General features: G+C 71.6%; 14 protein-coding genes. 5 read left to right on the top strand and 9 right to left on the bottom strand.

Features of this window, described 5'->3' with window-relative positions; all coding sequences use genetic code 11:
- Position 1 precedes the first annotated feature (1 nt).
- Entirely contained in the window at positions 2-1744 is a 1743-nt protein-coding gene (locus tag AC1DIW_RS16975) for an MDR family MFS transporter (protein ID WP_442279405.1), read from the top strand.
- Positions 1745-2142: 398 nt separating this feature from the next.
- Here the strand turns inward: AC1DIW_RS16975 and AC1DIW_RS16970 are convergent, their stop codons facing one another.
- The 6 genes from AC1DIW_RS16970 to AC1DIW_RS16945 all read right to left on the bottom strand — a co-directional run bounded on the left by AC1DIW_RS16970 (position 2143) and on the right by AC1DIW_RS16945 (position 9386).
- A complete protein-coding gene (locus AC1DIW_RS16970) occupies positions 2143-3342 on the bottom strand; it encodes an MFS transporter (protein WP_442279406.1) in 1200 nt (399 codons plus the stop codon).
- Positions 3343-3434: 92 nt separating this feature from the next.
- Complete coding sequence (locus AC1DIW_RS16965) at positions 3435-4172, bottom strand: enoyl-CoA hydratase-related protein (protein WP_478109646.1); 738 nt, start codon at positions 4170-4172, stop codon at positions 3435-3437.
- 30 nt (positions 4173-4202) lie between these two features.
- Positions 4203-5309 (bottom strand): acyl-CoA dehydrogenase family protein, encoded by a 1107-nt coding sequence (locus tag AC1DIW_RS16960; RefSeq protein WP_478109645.1) that lies wholly within the window; start codon positions 5307-5309, stop codon positions 4203-4205.
- Complete coding sequence (locus AC1DIW_RS16955) at positions 5309-6457, bottom strand: acyl-CoA dehydrogenase family protein (RefSeq protein WP_442279409.1); 1149 nt, start codon at positions 6455-6457, stop codon at positions 5309-5311. The genes AC1DIW_RS16960 and AC1DIW_RS16955 overlap by 1 nt, the downstream gene beginning before the upstream one ends.
- A gap of 160 nt (positions 6458-6617) precedes the next feature.
- Entirely contained in the window at positions 6618-7877 is a 1260-nt protein-coding gene (locus tag AC1DIW_RS16950) for an Nramp family divalent metal transporter (RefSeq protein WP_478109643.1), read from the bottom strand.
- A gap of 45 nt (positions 7878-7922) precedes the next feature.
- Positions 7923-9386, bottom strand: coding sequence for a hypothetical protein (locus tag AC1DIW_RS16945; protein WP_478109642.1), 1464 nt, complete (start codon positions 9384-9386; stop codon positions 7923-7925).
- A 116-nt stretch (positions 9387-9502) separates the two neighbouring features.
- Here AC1DIW_RS16945 and AC1DIW_RS16940 point away from each other — a divergent pair, with 116 nt between their 5' ends.
- Entirely contained in the window at positions 9503-9865 is a 363-nt protein-coding gene (locus AC1DIW_RS16940; protein WP_442279412.1) for a TraR/DksA family transcriptional regulator, read from the top strand.
- A 22-nt stretch (positions 9866-9887) separates the two neighbouring features.
- On the opposite strand, the gene AC1DIW_RS16935 is transcribed toward AC1DIW_RS16940, so the two are convergent.
- Positions 9888-10496, bottom strand: a complete 609-nt coding sequence (locus AC1DIW_RS16935) for a TetR family transcriptional regulator (RefSeq protein ID WP_478109641.1) — start codon at positions 10494-10496, stop codon at positions 9888-9890.
- Positions 10497-10570: 74 nt separating this feature from the next.
- Here AC1DIW_RS16935 and AC1DIW_RS16930 point away from each other — a divergent pair, with 74 nt between their 5' ends.
- Positions 10571-12715, top strand: a complete 2145-nt coding sequence (locus tag AC1DIW_RS16930) for an MDR family MFS transporter (RefSeq protein WP_478109639.1) — start codon at positions 10571-10573, stop codon at positions 12713-12715.
- Positions 12716-12922: 207 nt separating this feature from the next.
- Positions 12923-13744: an oxidoreductase gene (locus tag AC1DIW_RS16925; protein ID WP_478109637.1), complete on the top strand. Its 822-nt coding sequence runs from the start codon at positions 12923-12925 to the stop codon at positions 13742-13744.
- On the opposite strand, the gene AC1DIW_RS16920 is transcribed toward AC1DIW_RS16925, so the two are convergent.
- Positions 13726-14637, bottom strand: a complete 912-nt coding sequence (locus tag AC1DIW_RS16920; protein WP_478109636.1) for a LysR family transcriptional regulator — start codon at positions 14635-14637, stop codon at positions 13726-13728. The genes AC1DIW_RS16925 and AC1DIW_RS16920 overlap by 19 nt on opposite strands.
- Before the next feature lie 98 nt (positions 14638-14735).
- Here AC1DIW_RS16920 and AC1DIW_RS16915 point away from each other — a divergent pair, with 98 nt between their 5' ends.
- On the top strand, positions 14736-15803 hold the full coding sequence (locus AC1DIW_RS16915; RefSeq protein WP_478109634.1) for a YeiH family protein: 1068 nt from the start codon (positions 14736-14738) through the stop codon (positions 15801-15803).
- A gap of 140 nt (positions 15804-15943) precedes the next feature.
- Here AC1DIW_RS16915 and AC1DIW_RS16910 read toward each other — a convergent pair whose 3' ends face one another.
- Positions 15944-17389, bottom strand: a complete 1446-nt coding sequence (locus AC1DIW_RS16910; protein ID WP_478109633.1) for a dihydrolipoamide acetyltransferase family protein — start codon at positions 17387-17389, stop codon at positions 15944-15946.
- Positions 17390-17397: the final 8 nt, after the last annotated feature.

The raw sequence follows: 17397 nt of genomic DNA, 5'->3' as shown, positions 1-17397 counted from the left end.
CATGTCCGACACCACCGCCGAACCGCCGCGGGTCGACGCCACTGCGGACGCGCCCGCCGGCGCGGGCCCCGACCGGCGCCCGGTGCTCTCCCACAAGGAGATCCTCACCATCCTCGTCGGCCTGATGATGGGGATGTTCCTCGCAGCCCTCGACCAGACCATCGTCGCGAGCGCGATGCGCGTCATCGCCGACGACCTCAACGACCTCGCCGGCCAGGCCTGGGTCACGACGGCATACCTGATCACGAGCACCATCGCGACGCCGCTCTACGGCAAGCTAGGCGACATCTACGGGCGCAAGAAGCTCTTCCTCTTCGCCATCACGATCTTCACGATCGGCTCGATGCTCTGCACGCTCGCCTGGTCGATCCCGTCCCTCGCGGCCTTCCGTGCCGTCCAGGGCATCGGCGCCGGCGGCCTCTTCTCGCTCGCCCTCGCGATCATCGGCGACATCGTGCCGCCGCGTGAGCGCGCGAAGTACCAGGGCTACTTCCTCGCCGTCTTCGGCACGTCGAGCGTGCTCGGCCCGGTCATCGGCGGGTTCTTCGCCGGCCAGGAGACGATCCTCGGCGTCACCGGCTGGCGCTGGGTCTTCCTCGTCAACGTGCCGATCGCCGTCGCGGCCCTCGTCGTCGTCACCCGCACGCTCCACCTCAAGCACACCCGCCTCGACCACCGCATCGACTACTGGGGCGCCCTGAGCCTCTCGGTCGCCCTCGTGCCGCTGCTCATCGTGGCCGAGCAGGGCCGCGAGTGGGGCTGGGACTCCGCGACCGCGATCACCTGCTACGCCATCGGCGCAGCCGGCATGATCGCGTTCTTCCTCTTCGAGCGCGCCATGGGTGAGGAGGCGCTCATCCCGCTGCGCCTCTTCACGAACCGGACGGTCGCCTCGTCGTCGATCGCCTCGGTCTTCATCGGCATGGGCATGTTCGGCGGGCTCGCCGCGATCCCGCTCTACCTCCAGATCGTCAAGGGTTCGACGCCGACCCAGGCCGGTCTGCAGCTGCTGCCCATGACGCTCGGGATCATGTCCGGCTCGATCATCTCGGGCCAGCTCATCTCCCGGACGGGGCGCTACCGGCACTTCCCGATCATGGGCGCCGCGATCCTCGTGCTCTCGCTCTACGGCTTCCACTTCGTCGGCGCGGACACCCCGCTCTGGAAGACGATGATCGGGATGTTCTTCTTCGGCATCGGCCTCGGCTTCAACTTCCAGCCGCTGACCCTCGCCGTGCAGAACGCCGTCGACCGCCGCGACATGGGCGTGGCGACCTCGTCCGCGACCTTCACCCGTCAGATCGGCGGCACGCTCGGCACCGCGGTCTTCCTGTCGATCCTGTTCTCGCAGGCCGGCACGAAGATCTCCGAGGCCTTCGCGGCGATCGCACCGACGCCCGCCTTCCAGGCAGCGCTGCGCAACCCGACCGGCGGCGACCCTGCCACGAACAAGGCCTTCGTCCAGCAGTTGCAGGCCGCCCAGCAGGGCGGCGGTTCGGGTGCGGGGGTCGGCGGCTCGGCCCTGTCGGACAGCTCGTTCATCAACCAGCTGGACCCGGCGCTCGCCAAGCCGTTCCTCGTCGGCTTCTCTGACGCCATGTCGGTCGTCTTCCTGGTGGCGGCAGGCGTTCTCGTGTTCGCCTTCATCGCGACGCTGTTCCTCCCGAACCTCGACCTCGGTCCCAAGCCGGGCGCCGCGGCGGCCAAGGACGACGAGGCCGTGGCCATCCCCGCCGGCCACTGACGCCGGGTCCCGCTCCCGCTGCTCCACGTCGAGAGGCCACGTTCGGCCGCTGGACGACAGTCGAAAGGCCACCTCTGCTCGCTGGAGGTGGCCTTTCGACATGTCCGAGGCGGCCCTACGTGGCCTCTCGACGGTTCAGGGCACCGAGGGCGTATGCCGGGTGGCGCTGGTGCGCTGGTGCGCGAGGGTCGACAGACGGTGTTGCGCATGATGCTGCGTCTGGTGGGGTCATCACCCCACCAGACGCAGCACCATCGGTCGATCCATCATCGGTAAGCCCCAGTCCGACCGGCCAAAGGTGGCCTTTCGACATGCCGGGGGCGGCCACACGTGGCCTTTCGACGGTTCAGTGCGGCGGGGGCGTATGCCGTGTGGTGCGGTCAGCGGGAGGCGTGCGGTCAGCGGAGGGTGTGCAGCTCGCGGCGGGTCAGGAACGCGCGGGTGCCGAGGGCCATGACGAAGGCGAAGCTGCCGGCGATGATGGCCACCCAGTAGCCGTGCTGGGCCCCGATGTGGTCGACGACCACACCCGAGACGGCCGAGCCGGCCGCGACACCGACGATGATGCCGGTCAGCACGATCGTCATGCCCTCGTTGAGCTGTGCCTTCGGGACGATGCGCTCGATGAGGTTCATCGTCGTGATGAGGGTCGGCGCGGTCGCCATCCCCGCGACCAGCATGAGGCCGGCGAGGATCCAGAGGTTGCTGGCGAAAAGCACCGGCACCTCGAGCACCGCCATGCCGAACGTGCCCGCGACGAGGAGCTTGACGAGGCTGCGCCCGTGCGAGACGTGACCGAAGACGAGCCCGGCGGAGGCCGACCCCACGGCATACAACGCGAGGATGGCGCCGGCTGCGCTCGGCGCGCCCAGGTCCTGCGAGACGGCGAGCGTGACGACCTCGTTGACGCCGAAGATCGCCCCCGTCATCACCATGATGAAGGCGAGCGGGACGAGCCCCGGCACGGTGTACGCGTGCGCCGTCGGGCGCTCGTGGTGCGGGACGACGGGCGGCTCCGTGGAGCGCGCCGAGATGAAGACGAGGACGCCGACGGTGTAGGCGATGGTCGCGAAGGCGAATCCGGCCTCGGGGAAGAGCGTCGTCGACAGCCAGATCGCGAGGACCGGGCCGATGACGAAGGTGACCTCCTCCATGACCTGCTCGAACGACATGGCCGCGTGGAGGTTCTTCGGGTCGTCGGCGAAGATGTGCGACCACCGCGCGCGGGCCATCGTGCCGAGGTTCGGGATGGCGCCGCACAGCGGGAAGGTGATGAAGAGCAGCCACGACGGCCAGCCACGCAGTGACGTGAGCAGGGTCATGACCGCCCAGAAGCCCGACCACAGGAAGAACGGGATGGCGATGCGCCGCTGGCCGTAGCGGTCGACGAGTCGGCCGAGGATCGGCGCGAAGAGCGCCAGGGACACCATGCCGACCGCCACCACGGCCCCGGCCAGTGCGTAGGAGCCGGTGCGCGCCGCGACCATCGCGACCACCGACACGGCGAACATCGAACCGGCCGTGCGGGCAACGAACCCCCCGGCGATGAAGACGCGGGCCCCCGGCACCTCGAAGAGAGGTCGGTAGGACGCCAGCACAGATGCTCCTCTCGGTCGGGGACGGCCAACCTCCCCATCCTTGCATTCCACCACCCGAGGAGCGGAATGCCCGGTTTGCGGTGCGGCGCGCGTCAGCTGCCGTGCTTGCGGCGCAGCGACCACATCTGTGGGGAGCGTTCGAGCTCGACGGCGACGTCCCACGGCATGCCGCCGGGGGCGGTCTCGCGGCGGAAGCTCGCCACCATCCGGCGGGCCAGCGCAGGGTCCTTCGCGACGCGGCCGGCGACCTCGAGCGCGCGATCCTGCACGTCGCCGTCGTCGTATGCCGCCCAGGCGAGTCCCAGCGCGACGGCGCGCTCCCCGTCGACCTCGTCGCCGAAGAGCCCGAGGGCGGCGGCGGCCTCACGCCCGGCGACCCGGTCGATCAGGGTGAAGTGCCCGCCGCCGGGGTGGATGCCGATCTGGGCGAACCCGGGCAGCAGACGTGCCGTGCGCGAGACGATCCGCAGGTCGGTGGCCAGGGCCAGGTTGAGACCGGCCCCGACGGCCGCGCCGCGCACGGCCGCCACGGTCGGGACGCCGATGGACCCGATGGTGGTGAACGCGGCATAGACCGTCTCGAGGTTGCGGTAGGCCTCGTCCTCGACCGGGTCTCGGCCGGTGTCGGCCAGGACGCTGCGGACCGCGCCCGCGCAGAAGTGGGCGCCGCCAGTGACGACAACGGCACCGACCGCGTCGTCGGCCTCCGCCGTGCGGGCCGCGTCGATGAGCTCGCGCGACATCTCCACCGACAGCGCGTTGCGCCGCTCAGGCGCGTCCAGCGTGATGAGCGCGACGCCGTCGGCCACGTCGTAGCGGATCTCGGTCATGCGGCGAATCTCCTTTGGCGAACTGGCACTTCAGCCGCCGTCGTAGGGGTGGACGCGGGCACTCGAGGGCTTCGCGCGACCGGTCGTGATGAGGGTCCAGAGCCGGTCGTGACCAGCCGAGGACGCGAGCGCCGTGAGGGTCTCGTCCCAGTCCTGCAACGAGCCGTACTCGCTGCGCCGGGCCAGGATCGGTTTGGTCAACGTGTGCAGCTCGTGCTCCAGCGTCGTGCCGATCGCGCCGAGCACCTGGTGCGCGCCCCGGACCACGACCGACGCAGCGTGCCCGACGCACGACTTGGCCACCCCGACCGCGAAGAGCATCCCGGGATCGCGCCAGTCCGAGGCGGCGGCACGGGCGACGGCCGCGTCGGTGGCGGCCCGGGCCAGCGCGGTCTCCGAGGCGATGTCGGCCACGAGGTGCTGCACCGCCTGGAAGCGCCCGATCGGCCGGCCGAACTGCTCACGCTCACGTACGTGCGCGAGGACCACCTCGACGACCCGCTCCATCGCGCCGACGACCTGCGCGCACCGGGCGAGGGCGCCGCGCAGGTGGAACTGCTCGCCGATCTCGTGGGCGACGACGGTGCCGGCCTCGAGGTCGTCGAGGTCGAACTCGACCGTGTCGCTGGGCTCGCCGGCCAGGTTGCGCCGCTCCTCGATGGCCACGCGCTCGACGGGCACGTCGGCCACGCGCCACTGGTCCCGATCCTCCCACAGCGCCACGATCCGGCTCGCGTCGCGTGCCCACGTGACGTTGAGGGCGACCCCGGACGGGTCGGGACGGCATACGGTCCGCAGGCCGCCGTCGTTGGGCAGGGCCGCGGCCTCGAGGAGCCAGCCACCGAGCATGTCGTGCTCGGCGAGCGGCACGGGCGCGGCGGCCGCGGCGGCGAGCCCGAGCAGGGCCGCGGCCTCGACCCAGCTGCCGCCGCTGCCGCCGGCGGCCTCGCTGCCGGTCAGGCGGGTCAGCCCGAGGTCCTCGAGCCGCTGCCACAGGCCGCGGTCGAGGTCGACGACGGCGGCGGGCGTGGCGCGGGTGGCACGGTAGTCGTCGAAGAGGTCGGTCAGCACGCCGACGAGATCGGGGTCGGGCGTCGTGGGGGCGGCGAGGTCGTCGAGCTCGTGACGGTCGGCCATCAGCGCATCCCCAGTCCGCGGGCGATGACGCCACGCAGGATCTCGTTGGTGCCGCCGCGCAGGGTGAAGCCCGGTCGCTGCAGGATTGCGGCGTGCAGCAGCGTGTCGAGCTCGTCGTCGATCGCCCACCCCGAGGCGGTGAGGGTGTCGACGTAGTCGGCGATGTCGCCCTCTCCCGTCGTGCCGAGCACCTTGACGACTGCCGCGGCGGTGTCGGCGTCCTGATGGTTCTCGAGCGCCGTGGACACGGCGAACGACATGTGGTGCAGGGCCGCGACGCGCGCGACGTGACGGCCGAGGCCGGGGTCGGTGGGCAGGCGCCCCTCGTCCATGGCCTGTGCGGCGGTCGCGAGGAGCTGGAACGTCGAGAGGACGCGTTCGGGGCCGCTGCGCTCGTAGGCGAGCTCGGAGGTCACCTGCGCCCAGCCGCCGCCGACCTCCCCGAGCACCCGGTCGTCGGGGATGAACACCCCGTCGAGGTGCACCTCGTTGAAGTGGTGGTCCCCGCCCATCGAGATGATCGGGCGGATCGTCACCCCCGGCGCGCGGAGGTCGACGATGAACTGGCTGAGGCCCTCGTGCCGACGGGCCGGGTCGAGCGGCGCCGAGCGGGCCAGCGCGAAGAACGCGTCGGCCTCGTGCGCTCCGGACGTCCAGACCTTGGTGCCGGTGAGGCGCCAGCCCCCGTCGACCCGCTCGGCGCGGGTGCGGACGCTCGCCAGGTCCGAGCCCGAGTCCGGCTCGCTCATCCCGATCCCGAAGACGACCTCACCGCGGCTGATGCCCGGCAGGAACGCCTGCTTCTGCTCCTCCGTGCCGTAGCGCAGCAGCGACGGCCCGATCTGCCGCTCCGCGATCCAGTGGGCCGCGACGGGCGCCCCGACGACGAGCAGCTCCTCCGTGATGACGAACCGCTCGAGGTACGTCCGGCCCTGACCGCCGTACTCGGTCGGGATGACCATCCCCAGCCAGCCGCGCCGGCCCAGCTCACGCGTGAACTCGCGGTCCCACCGGGTCAGCCACGTGTCGACGTGCGGCACGAACGCCCCGGCTGCGACCTGCTCGGCCAGGAACGCGCGAACCTCGAGGCGGAGCTCGGTCAGCGCGGGCAGCTCCCGGGCACCGGGAGGGACGAGACGGGCCGACATGCTCACCTTCCTCACGCGACGTCGCAGCGGTTCGTGCGCCACTCTCCCACACGGGCGCCCGAGGGGCGCGAGGCCGTATGCCGTCCGGTCGAGACCCGCTCGCGCCCTGGCGTGGCGTGGGGCGGGCCGCTCGCTCGAGGCGGACGGATTGCTCTTTCGATCAGAGGCTGGTGGCGACGAGGTAGGCGCAGAGGCCGACGATGACCGTCGTGATGAGGGCGGCGACGGCCGTGGTGAGGCGGTGGTTGACGAGGACGCCCATGAGCCGGCGGTCACGCGTGAAGAGCAGCAGCGGCACGAGGGTGCCCGGCAGCGCGAACGAGAGGACGACCTGGCTCCAGACGAGCGCGTGGGTCGGCTCGACACCGAGGCCGAGGATGACGAGCGCGGGCACGACGGCGAGCATGCGCCGCAGCAGTGGCGCGATGGGGCGACGGCCGAACCCCTGCATGACGACGTCACCGGTCTGGACCCCGACGAGCGTGGACGCGAGGCCCGAGGCCAGGAGGGCGACGGCCAGCATCGTGGCGACGATCTGCCCGGAGTCGGCTGCCAGTGCGGCATACGCCGACTCGATGCTCGCGCCGGCAGCCGACGGCAGGGCCGCGGAGAAGACGACGAGACTGACGTTGGCGACGCCCGCCACGGTCATGGCGGTGACGACACTGCGCACCGTGCTGCGGCCGGCGCGCAGGCGCTCCGAGTGCCCGACCTCCGCCGAGCCGTCGTCGTGACCCCGTGACGCCGCGGAGTGGAAGTGCAGGGCGTGCGGCATGACGGTGGCGCCGACGATGCCGACCGCGAGCAGCGCCGCCGACGAGTCGAGCGGGCCCGGCACGATCGACTTCAGGAGCGCGACGCGGTCGACGTCCGCCACGAAGACCTGCCAGACGAGTGAGGTGATGATGACGACGAGGAGCACGAGCACCACGGAGTCGAAGTGGCTGCGGCCGCGCACCTTGAGCGTGAGAACGACGAGGCTGAAGAGGGTCACGCACACGGCCCCGGCCATGAACGGCATACCGAAGAGCAGCTTGAGGGCGATCGCGCCGCCGACGATCTCGGCGAGGTCGGTCATGATGACGACGAGCTCGGCCTGGGCCCAGAGCAGGGCCCGGCCGACGCCGGGGAAGCGCTCGGAGCTGTGCTCCGCGAGACTCTTGCCGGTGGCCATGCCGAGCTTGGCGGCGAGGTACTGGATGACCATGGCCGAGCAGCTGGCGAAGACGACGACCCAGACGAGGGCGTAGCCGTGCTCGGCACCGGACGTGATGTTGACACCGAAGTTGCCGGGGTCGACGTAGGCGATCGCCGCGAGCAGCGCCGGCACGAGCGTGCGGGGCGCGCTGATGGTGCCGCCGAGGCCCCGCTCCGGCGAGCGGTCGTCGACGCGCGGCTGCTGCGCCACCCGCTCTTCCATGGGAGACAGCATCGGGCCTGCGCGACTCCACCGCCAACTCCCGGCTCAGCGTGCTCCGGCCACGCCCAGCAGGGCCGCGATCCCCAGTGCGCTGCGCGGGTCGTAGGCCGCGGTCCACAGGCCCCCGTGGGCGGCGGCATACGCCTCGTCCTGCCAGGCGGTCGGCTGGGCCGGCGAGCCGGTGCGCAGGTCGTGGACGAGCAGGGCGGCCATCAGCGTGTTCGCGGTGCCCGGCTCGAAGACCTCGATGCCGAAACGGTGGGCGCCGGCGTAGGCCGCGGCGAGCGCCCGGTTCTTCACGACCGAGCGGGTCCGCGTGGGCGGTGCGACCTTGAACGACACGAGACCGCCGTCGGCGCGGTATGCCGTCGCCCGCCACCGCTGGAGCCGCTTGGCGAGCAGGTAGTTGGGGCCCTGCTGGAGCACGACGCTGTCGTTGATGCCCGGGTCCTGGCCCGGCACGTAGTTGCGCCGCAGGAGCCGTCCGCCGCTGACGGTGCGCAGCGGCACCCGCAGCAGCTTCGAGGTGCGGCGGTGCGCGTAGCTGTCGACGGAGCGCTCGACCGCGGCACCAGGCACGGCGAAGACATCGGTCGGCGTCGCGAGGAAGGCGAGGGCGACGTCGTCACGGCCTTTGTCCTCGACGACGTGCCGGGTCAGGGCGTCGACGGCCATCGAGACGCGGACGTTCGTCTCGCCGTCGGCGTAGACGTAGTTGCCGATGGCCAGCGGGCCCTCGAGGGCTGCCACCCACTGCGTGACGGACCCCAGGTCGTGGACGAGGTCGCCGCCGGCCCGCCCCGCAAGGGGCCCGTCGCCGTGACGGACGGGCATGGTGATCGACCCGGCGAGTCGTCGCGTGTCGGCGATCAGCCTGTCCCACAGGTCTTTCCGGGGGAGGTCGACGGCCGCGACATCGGCTCCCCATCGGAGCAGGGAGCGCAGTGGCCCCATCTCGGCGGCCGCACCGAGCACGACCACGGTGCGGTCGGAGAGGTCGAGCCAGTCGGGATTGTCGATGACACGGACAACGGCCTCGGCGCAGGTGGGCTCGACGGTGCCGGCCTCGACCCAGAGGTCGAGGCGACGGCGCAGCGCGTCCCCCGAGAGGCGCTCACCGGCATACGGCACCGACAGCACGCGATCGGGCGTGCCCTCGCCGCGGACGGTCTCGGAGCCCATCGGCTCAGCCCGTTGGTCGGACGCGAAGGCCGCCTCGAGAGGGTGGTCCCCGGTGGCATCCGCCCAGCGCATCCTCCGGTGCAGGGAGTCGAGGCCGCTCGCCGCGATGGTCTGCGCGGCTCCCGGGGCTGCGACCCCTGCCTCGACGAGGCGCCGGAAGTGCGGGAGGTAGCCCTGGCGCCAGTTGGTCTCGCGCTCGGCCGACGCGGCGCCCACAGGGTCGACACCCCGCAGGGCGTCGGCGACGACGGCCCGTCCGGTGGCGGTCGTGCTGCGGCGTCCGGATGCCGGGTCGAGTGGGAAGACCACTCCGCTGGGGTCGCTCATGGGCCCATCCTGCCCGAGTGTCCATCGACGGCAACGAGGCCGACATCACTCCGCCGCGCTGGTGCAGTCCACCACGTGTCCCCCCGAGACGCGCCCGAACGGAGGATCATGGGGACATGAGCACCAAGACGGCCGCCCGTGCGGCAGAGCTGGAGACGAGCCGGGCCAACGAGGTCGAGCGCATCACCGGCCTACGTCGAGAGTTCGCCGACGTCGTGGAGGCCTCGGAGGCCAACATGGCCGATGACGAGCACGACCCCGAGGGATCGACGATCGCCTACGAGCGCACCCAGATCGGCGCGCTGATCCAGCAGGCCGAGCAGCACCTCACCGAGATCGACGCCGCCCTCCAGCGCATCGCCGACGGGACCTACGGTCGCTGCGAGGTGTGCGGCGACCCGATCCCCGACGAGCGGCTCCGGGCACGGCCGGCGGCCCGCACCTGCATCGCTCACGCGGGAGCCGCCCTCCGCCGCTGAAGGTTCGGCGGCCGGTCGGTGCTCAGTGCAGGCCGGCAGCGATGCGGTCGAAGGCCTGGTCGATGTTGCGCTCCAGGCGGCCTGCCCCGCCGTTCTGCTGGTGCTCGATGCAGGCCCGCACCGCCGCGATCGCGACGGCCACGGTGAGGCGCGGCTCGAGCGAGGCCCCGGCCCGGACGCCGAGCCGGCGCTCGAGCGCCGCCGTCAGGGCGTTCTCGATGCGGATGTTGTTGCCCACGAGGGCAGGCGCGAGCGAGGGCTCGCCGAGCAGGATGCGCCGCCGCTTGGCCCGGAGCTCGCGGTCGATCGAGGTGGGCGCGAGCATGCCGGCGAGGATCCGACGGAGGGAGCCGAGCGGCGACTCGCCCTCCGTGTCCTCCTCGAGCGACGCGGCATACGCCTCGAGCTCCTCGGCCGTCGTGCCGATGACGGCGGCCTCCTTCGACGGGAAGTAGTTGAAGAAGGTGCGGGCGCTCACGCCGGCGCGGGCCGCGATCTCCTCGGTGGTGACGGCGGCGAAGCCCTTCTCCTCGACGAGGTCGAGTGCAGCGAGGTTGAGCGCGCGGCGGGTCTCGCGCTTCTTGCGCTCACGCAGGCCGCACGACTCGTCGGTCAGCAGGTCCGTGCTCATGTCTTCATGGTGACACGATCAGTGCATGGACTGCAATTTTGCAGTCACTGCACATTCGGCGTACCGTGGCCGGCATGCCACAGACGACCCAGGGGGTAGCCACGAGCTCCGCGCCGACCACCACCCCGCAGACCCGCAGCGCGAGGCACGCGGCGAAGCCCGCCGGCCTCGACCGTTCGACCCGCAACATCTTCATCGCGCTCATGCTCGGCATGCTCGTCGCGTCGATCAGCCAGACGATCGTCGGACCGGCGATGCCGCGCATCGTCGCCGAGCTCGGCGGGATCGACCACTACTCGTGGCTCGCCACCGCCGCCATGCTCGTCAGCGCGATCACCGTGCCGATCGTCGGGAAGATGAGCGACCTCTACGGTCGGCGTGGCTTCTACCTCGGCGGGCTCGTCGTCTTCATGGCCGGCTCGGTCCTGTCCGGCTTCGCGCAGAACTTCTGGTGGCTCATCGCTGCCCGCGCCATCCAGGGCGCCGGCATGGGCACGCTGATGCCGCTCTCGCAGACGATCATCGGCGACATCATCCCGCCGCGTCAGCGCGGCAAGTACCAGGGCCTCATGGGCGGCGTCTTCGGCCTCGCCTCGATCCTCGGCCCGCTCGTCGGCGGCTTCGTCACCGACAACTGGGGTTGGCGCTACCTCTTCTTCATCACGCTGCCCGTCGGGGTCTTCGCCTTCTTCGGCATCAGCCGCTTCCTCCACCTCGAGCACACGCCGCGTGAGACCGTCGTCGACAAGGCCGGCATCGCCGCGCTGTCGATGACGCTCATCCTGCTGCTCGTGCCGACGTCACTCGGTGGCACGACGCTCGACTGGGGCTCCCCCGCCATCATCGGCATGTACGTCGCCGGCGTCGTCCTGCTCGGCGTCTTCATCGCCATCGAGCGCAAGGCCGTCGAGCCGGTGCTGCCGCTCCGCCTCTTCAAGAGCCCGCTGTTCACGCTCTCCAACATCGCGGCCTTCATGGTGTCGGTCATGATGTTCGGCGCGATGATCTACCTGCCGGTCTACGCCCAGGGCGTGCTCGGCGCGTCGGCCACCAACTCCGGCCTGATCCTCATGCCGATGTCGGTCGCGATGATCGGCCTGTCGATCATCTCCGGCCTCGTGATCACCAAGACCGGCCGCTACAAGCTGCAGACCATCGCGGGCATCCTCATCATGGGCGTCGGCTTCTGGCTGCTCACCCAGCTGCACTACGGCTCGAGCCAGCTCGACCTGACACTGTCGATGATCGTCTTCGGCGTCGGCCTCGGCATGGCGCTGCAGGTCTTCACCCTCATCATCCAGAACTCCTCGCAGCGCAAGGACCTCGGCGTCGCCACCGCGTCGACACAGTTCTTCCGCAACGTCGGCTCGACCGTGGGCACCGCCGTGTTCGGCACGATCATGACGAGCGGGCTCGCCGGCAACATCGCCGCGCACCTGCCGGCCTCCGTCGTCAAGCAGATGCAGGCCTCGGGCCAGCAGGTCAGCGCAGGTTCGGTGCTCGACCCATCCGCCCTGGCCACGCTGCCGCCGCAGGTCGCCACCGGCGTGCAGCAGGGTCTGGCCGACTCGCTCCACACCGTGTTCGTCTGGGGCCTCGTGCCGTTCGTGCTCGCGCTGCTCGCCGCGCTCTTCATCAAGGAGGTGCCGCTGCGCGACACCGTCCACACCCCCGACGAGGCGGGCATCGAGCTGCTCGACACGATGTCGCAGTCAGCCGTCGACGACGAGCTCAAGGTGCCGCTCGGCCGCGAGGCCGGCAACACGCGGACGCACGAGCGCCTGCTCGGCCTGCGCCTGGGCCTGCTCGCCGACTCGGCGCTCCGCGGTGACCGGCCGCTCCTGACCCGGGCCGTGACCCGGCTCGGCGAGGGCGACCTCGACGCCGGCGCGGCGCTGCTGCACCGCACCTCGCGGATGCTGACCTCCGAGGACCCCGCGCTCGTCGCAGAGACGGAGCGGTTCGCCGTCGAGGTCGCGGCGCGGGCCAAGGTCTCGGGCGGCATCCTCGACGAGGCGCTCAAGCGCGAGCTCGCCACCGCCGTGGCCGAGCGCGACGCCCGCACGGTCATGACGACCGTCGAGCCGACCGTGGCCGAGCGTCACGAGGCGGTCGACGTCCGCCTGCTCTCCGCGGTCGGTGACGACCTCACCGCCGCCTACCTCGTCGACCGGCAGAACGCCCGGGTCGCCGAGCAGGCCGAGGCCGCGGCGCGCTGACCTGACCCAACCTGGCCCGACCTGACCCAACCTGAACCGTCGAGAGGCCACGTCTTGTCGCCTCCTGCACATCGAGAGGCCAGTTCTCGCCCCCGAGGACTGGCCTCTCGACTGTCACGAGGCGACCACTGGTGGCCTTTCGACGGTTGAGGGGTGCTGGGAGTGGGCGGTGAGGCTGGACCCGGCGACGCGGCATACGGTGTCGGGATGAGCAAGGTAGCCCTCGTCACGGGCGCGTCGTCCGGCATCGGCGAGTCCATCGCCGTCCACCTCGTCGAGTCGGGGTGGACGGTGTATGCCGTCGCCCGCCGCGTCGAGCGCATGGCCGCGCTCGAGTCCCGCGGCATCATCCCCTTCGCGATGGACGTCACCGACGACGCGTCGATGGTCGCGGGCGTCGACCGCATCATCAGCGAGCAGGGCCAGATCGACGCCCTCGTCAACAACGCCGGCTACGGCTCCTACGGTCCGGTCGAGCACGTACCGCTCGACGAGGGCCGCCGGCAGTTCGAGGTCAACGTCTTCGGCCTGGCGCGGCTGACGCAGCTCGTCATCCCGCACATGCGCACCCGGCGCCGCGGGCGAGTCGTCAACATCTCCAGCATCGGCGGCAAGATCTACGAGCCGCTCGGCGCGTGGTACCACGCGACGAAGTTCGCGGTGGAGGGCTTCAGCGACAGCTTGCGCATCGAGCTCGCACCCTTCGGCATCGACGTCGTCATCGTCGAGCCGGGGCCGATCATCTCGGAGTGGAACACCATCGCCCGCGAGAGCATGGTCGAGCGGTCCGTCGGAACCGTCTACGAGGACCTCGCCCGCCGGATGGCCGTCATGTTCGAGCGGGTCGACACCCCGAGGATGAGCGCCGGGCCGGAGGCCGTGGCGGAGAAGGTGGTCAAGGCGCTCGAGGCCGCGAACCCGGCGGCCCGCTACCCCGCCGGCAAGGGCGCTCGGGCCATCGTCACGGCGCGCAAGGTCCTGCCCGACAAGGCGATGGACCTGCTCGTCCGTCAGGCCTTCAAGGGCTGACCGAGCCGCCGCGCCGTCGCGACCAGCTCGGCGGCAGGCCCCGTGAGGCGACGAGGTTCGCGCCACACCGCTCGCAGCCGTCGGGTGAGAACCAGGCCCTCCACCTCGACGACCCGCAGGGTGCCGGCCTCGACCTGGTCGCGCACCGCGAGGGTGCTGACCACGGCAGGGCCGACGCCGGCGAGCACGCTCGTGCGGACGGCCGCCCCGCTGGCCAGCTCGAGCAGCGGCTCGGCGCGGGGGAGGTCGCGCAGCGCGTCGTCGAGCGTCGTTCGCGTGCCGGAGCCCGGCTCGCGCACGACCAACGGCGTCGCGGCCAGCTCTTCCGGGAGCAGTGCCCTCCGTCGCCGGGCCCATGGGTGGGCGGGCGTGACCACGACGACGAGTCGATCGTGCGCCACGGTGCAGCTGTAGAGACCGCGTGGCACCGAGGGGGACTCGACGAAGCCGACGTCGCACGCGCCGGCCTCGACCTGTTCGAACACATGGGTCGAGTTGTGCACCTGGAGCTGGATGCGCAGGTCCTCGTGGTGCCGACGCAGCTCACCGAGCCACGCCGGGACGAGGTGCTCCGCCACCGTCATGCTGGCGCCGACCGCCAGCTCTGCCCGGCGAGCTTCCCGGAGCGTCTCGGCTGCCTCGAGCAGCCGACCTGCGTCGGCGACCACCTCACGTGCCCAGTGCACCACCACGGTGCCCTGCGGGGTGAGCGCCGAGCCGCGCGGCCCTCGTCGGAGCAACGGCACCCCCAGCTCGCTCTCGAGCCTGCGCACCGCACGGCTCGCGTTGGGCTGGGCCATCCCCTCCCGTCGTGCCGCCGCACCAAGGCTGCCGAGGTCGTCGACGGCCACGAGGACGGCCAACACCGACAGGTCGGGCCACAGGCGTGACATGCGTGGAGCATATGGCTTCACTCCCCATATCAACGAGATATGTATCCATGCAGCATGTCCGGCTACCGGGACAAGGCCGGTGCGACGAGGCTGGCACCATGTCGACCTCCGTCACCCCGCGGCACGCGAAGACCCCCGCTCGACCTGCGGCTGTGGCGGCTCGCGTGCTGCCCGGCCTCGCCGTGGCTGCCGGGGTCTCGGCGGCGGCCCTCGGCGTCAGCCAGTGGCTCCCCTCGCTCAGCCCGCTGCTGCTCGCCATCGTCGCGGGCGCCGCGCTCGCCAACGCCGGCTGGCTCAGCCCGCGCCTGGAGCCGGGCCTCGCCGTGGCGTCGCGACGACTGCTGCGCCTCGGTGTCGCGCTGCTCGGGCTCCAGCTCGCGCTCAGCGACGTGCTCGGGCTGGGGTGGGGAGTCATCGGGGTCGTGGTGGCAGTCGTCGTGCTCGGGATCGCCGGCGCGATGGCCGTGGGGCGACTGCTCGGACTCAGCCGCTCGCAGACCCTGCTCATCGCCGGGGGCTTCTCGATCTGCGGCGCCGCTGCCGCTGCGGCCGTCGACGGCGTCATCGACTCCGAGGACGACGAGCTCGTGACGTCCGTCGCCCTCGTCGTGCTCTTCGGGACGGCGATGATCCCGCTGCTCCCCCTGCTCGCGGGCTGGATCGGGCTGGGCCCGGAGCGCGCCGGGATCTGGGCCGGCGCGTCCATCCACGAGGTGGCCCAGGTCGTCGCCGCCTCCGGCGTCATCGGCGGGGGCGCACTGGCGCTCGGCGTCGTCGTCAAGCTCGGCCGGGTCCTCATGCTCGCGCCGGTGCTGGCTGTGATCAGCCTCCGTGAGCGGCGGTTGCGCTCCCGGGCCGAGGCTTGTGGCCCCATCGACGGCGCGGCAGCCAGCGGCCGCGGAGGTCGTCCTCCGCTCGTGCCGCTCTTCGTCGTCGGCTTCGTCGCGCTCATGGCGGCGCGGACCAGCGGGCTCGTGCCGTCTGCAGCGCTCTCGCTGGCCAAGCCGGCGGAGACCGCCCTGCTCACCATGGCGATGTTTGCCCTCGGCACCGGGGTTCGGGTCGGCTCCCTGCGGCGGGTGGGTCCGCGGCCCTTCGTGCTCGCGGCCGTGACGACGGCGTGGGTGGCGACGGTCTCGCTCGGCGGCATCCTCCTGGCCACCTGATCGTCCCGCGCCGACGGAGACCGTCGTCCGCGGGTCCCGGTCCTGCACGTCGAGAGGCCAGCTCTCGCGACGAGAACTGGCCTCTCGACTGTCGTCGGGCGGCCAGACGTGGCCTTTCGACGGTTGGGGCTGGTGGGGGGTCAGCCCCAGACGAGTGCCTGTGCCGGGTCGGCCATGATGGCGGCGAGGTCGCTGAGGAAGCGGCTGCCGAGCTCGCCGTCGATGAGCCGGTGGTCGAAGCTGACCGCGAGCTGCGTGACGTGCCGGATCGCGATCTCGTCGTTGCCCTGCGCGTCGGTGACGACCCACGGCTGCTTTCGGATCGCGCCGAAGCACACGATCGCCGACTCACCCGGGTTGATGATCGGGGTGCCGCTGTCGACGCCGAAGACGCCGACGTTGGTGATCGTCATCGTGCCGCCCGACATCTCGGCGGGCTGGGTGCGCCCCTCGCGGGCCGTCGCCGTCAGGGCACCGATGGCCTGCGCCAGCTCGAGCATCGTCATGGCGTGGGCGTCCTTGATGTTGGGGACGATCAGGCCACGTGGGGTCGCCGCAGCGATGCCCAGGTTGACGTAGTTCTTCTGGACGATCTCCTGGTTGGCCTCGTCCCACGTCGCGTTCATGCCGGGGTTGCGCCTGACCGCGAGGACGAGTGCCCGGGCGAGCACGAGCAGCGGGGTCACCTTGACGTCCTTGAACTCGCGGCTGCCCTTGAGGCGGTCGACGAGCTCCATCGTCTTCGTGACGTCGATGGTGATCCACTCGGTGACGTGCGGCGCCGTGAAGGCCGAGCCGACCATCGCCTGCGCGGTCATCTTGCGGACACCCTTGATCGGCGTGCGCTCCTCGCGCTCACCCGCACCGAACGGCGTGCGGTATGCCGTCGCGGCAAGGCTCGTGGTCGAGTCCGCCTGCGCTGCAGCGCCGTTCACGGACGCGCCGCTTGCGTGGTTGGTCACGTCGTCGCGGGTGATGACCCCGTCGGCGCCCGTCGGCGTGACCGACGCGAGGTCGATGCCGAGGTCCTTGGCGAGCTTGCGCACGGGCGGCTTCGCCTTGGGCCGACCGGCAGGAGCAGCGCCGGCGTGGACGGCGGGAGCCGGCGACTCGACGCGAGCGGCAGGAGCAGCGGGTTCGGCGATCGGCGCGGCGGCAGCGATCTGCTCGGTCTCCGTGCGGGCAGCAGCCACCGGAGCGGCGCCCATGCCCTTGCGGGCCCGACGGGCGGTGGCGCCGGCCTTGGCGCCGTAGCCGACGAGGATGGCCTCGGACGCCCCTTCGGCCGGAGCGGCCTTCTCCCCGGGGATCGACGGCGCGGCCGCGGGTGCCTCGTCGCCGCCCAGGCCGTCGTCGATCGAGATGATCGGCGTGCCGACGTCGATGGTCTGGCCGACCTCGACGAGCAGGTCCTTGACGGTGCCGGCCCACGGGATGGGCAGCTCGACGAGCGACTTGGCGGTCTCGATCTCGAGCACCATGTCGTTGACCTTGACGGTGTCGCCGGGCGAGACCTTCCACTCGACGATCTCGGCCTCGACGAGGCCCTCACCAGGGTCAGGCAGGTTGAACGTCTTGATTGCCATGTGTCGCA

It is taken from the genome of Terrabacter sp. 01T434, from assembly GCF_056398545.1.
The sequence above is the reverse complement of the archived record's forward strand: the minus strand, read 5'-3'. Positions and strand labels throughout refer to the sequence as shown.

What these genes read in the sequence shown, in the direction of transcription:
- AC1DIW_RS16975 (WP_442279405.1), top strand. Translation starts at nt 2, where the DNA reads ATGTCCGACACCACCGCCGAACCGCCGCGGGTCGACGCCACTGCGGAC.
- AC1DIW_RS16965 (WP_478109646.1), bottom strand. Translation starts at nt 4,172, where the DNA reads ATGACCGAGATCCGCTACGACGTGGCCGACGGCGTCGCGCTCATCACG.
- AC1DIW_RS16960 (WP_478109645.1), bottom strand. Translation starts at nt 5,309, where the DNA reads ATGGCCGACCGTCACGAGCTCGACGACCTCGCCGCCCCCACGACGCCC.
- AC1DIW_RS16955 (WP_442279409.1), bottom strand. Translation starts at nt 6,457, where the DNA reads ATGTCGGCCCGTCTCGTCCCTCCCGGTGCCCGGGAGCTGCCCGCGCTG.
- AC1DIW_RS16950 (WP_478109643.1), bottom strand. Translation starts at nt 7,877, where the DNA reads ATGGAAGAGCGGGTGGCGCAGCAGCCGCGCGTCGACGACCGCTCGCCG.
- AC1DIW_RS16945 (WP_478109642.1), bottom strand. Translation starts at nt 9,386, where the DNA reads ATGAGCGACCCCAGCGGAGTGGTCTTCCCACTCGACCCGGCATCCGGA.
- AC1DIW_RS16940 (WP_442279412.1), top strand. Translation starts at nt 9,503, where the DNA reads ATGAGCACCAAGACGGCCGCCCGTGCGGCAGAGCTGGAGACGAGCCGG.
- AC1DIW_RS16935 (WP_478109641.1), bottom strand. Translation starts at nt 10,496, where the DNA reads ATGAGCACGGACCTGCTGACCGACGAGTCGTGCGGCCTGCGTGAGCGC.
- AC1DIW_RS16930 (WP_478109639.1), top strand. Translation starts at nt 10,571, where the DNA reads ATGCCACAGACGACCCAGGGGGTAGCCACGAGCTCCGCGCCGACCACC.
- AC1DIW_RS16925 (WP_478109637.1), top strand. Translation starts at nt 12,923, where the DNA reads ATGAGCAAGGTAGCCCTCGTCACGGGCGCGTCGTCCGGCATCGGCGAG.
- AC1DIW_RS16920 (WP_478109636.1), bottom strand. Translation starts at nt 14,637, where the DNA reads ATGTCACGCCTGTGGCCCGACCTGTCGGTGTTGGCCGTCCTCGTGGCC.
- AC1DIW_RS16915 (WP_478109634.1), top strand. Translation starts at nt 14,736, where the DNA reads ATGTCGACCTCCGTCACCCCGCGGCACGCGAAGACCCCCGCTCGACCT.
- AC1DIW_RS16910 (WP_478109633.1), bottom strand. Translation starts at nt 17,389, where the DNA reads ATGGCAATCAAGACGTTCAACCTGCCTGACCCTGGTGAGGGCCTCGTC.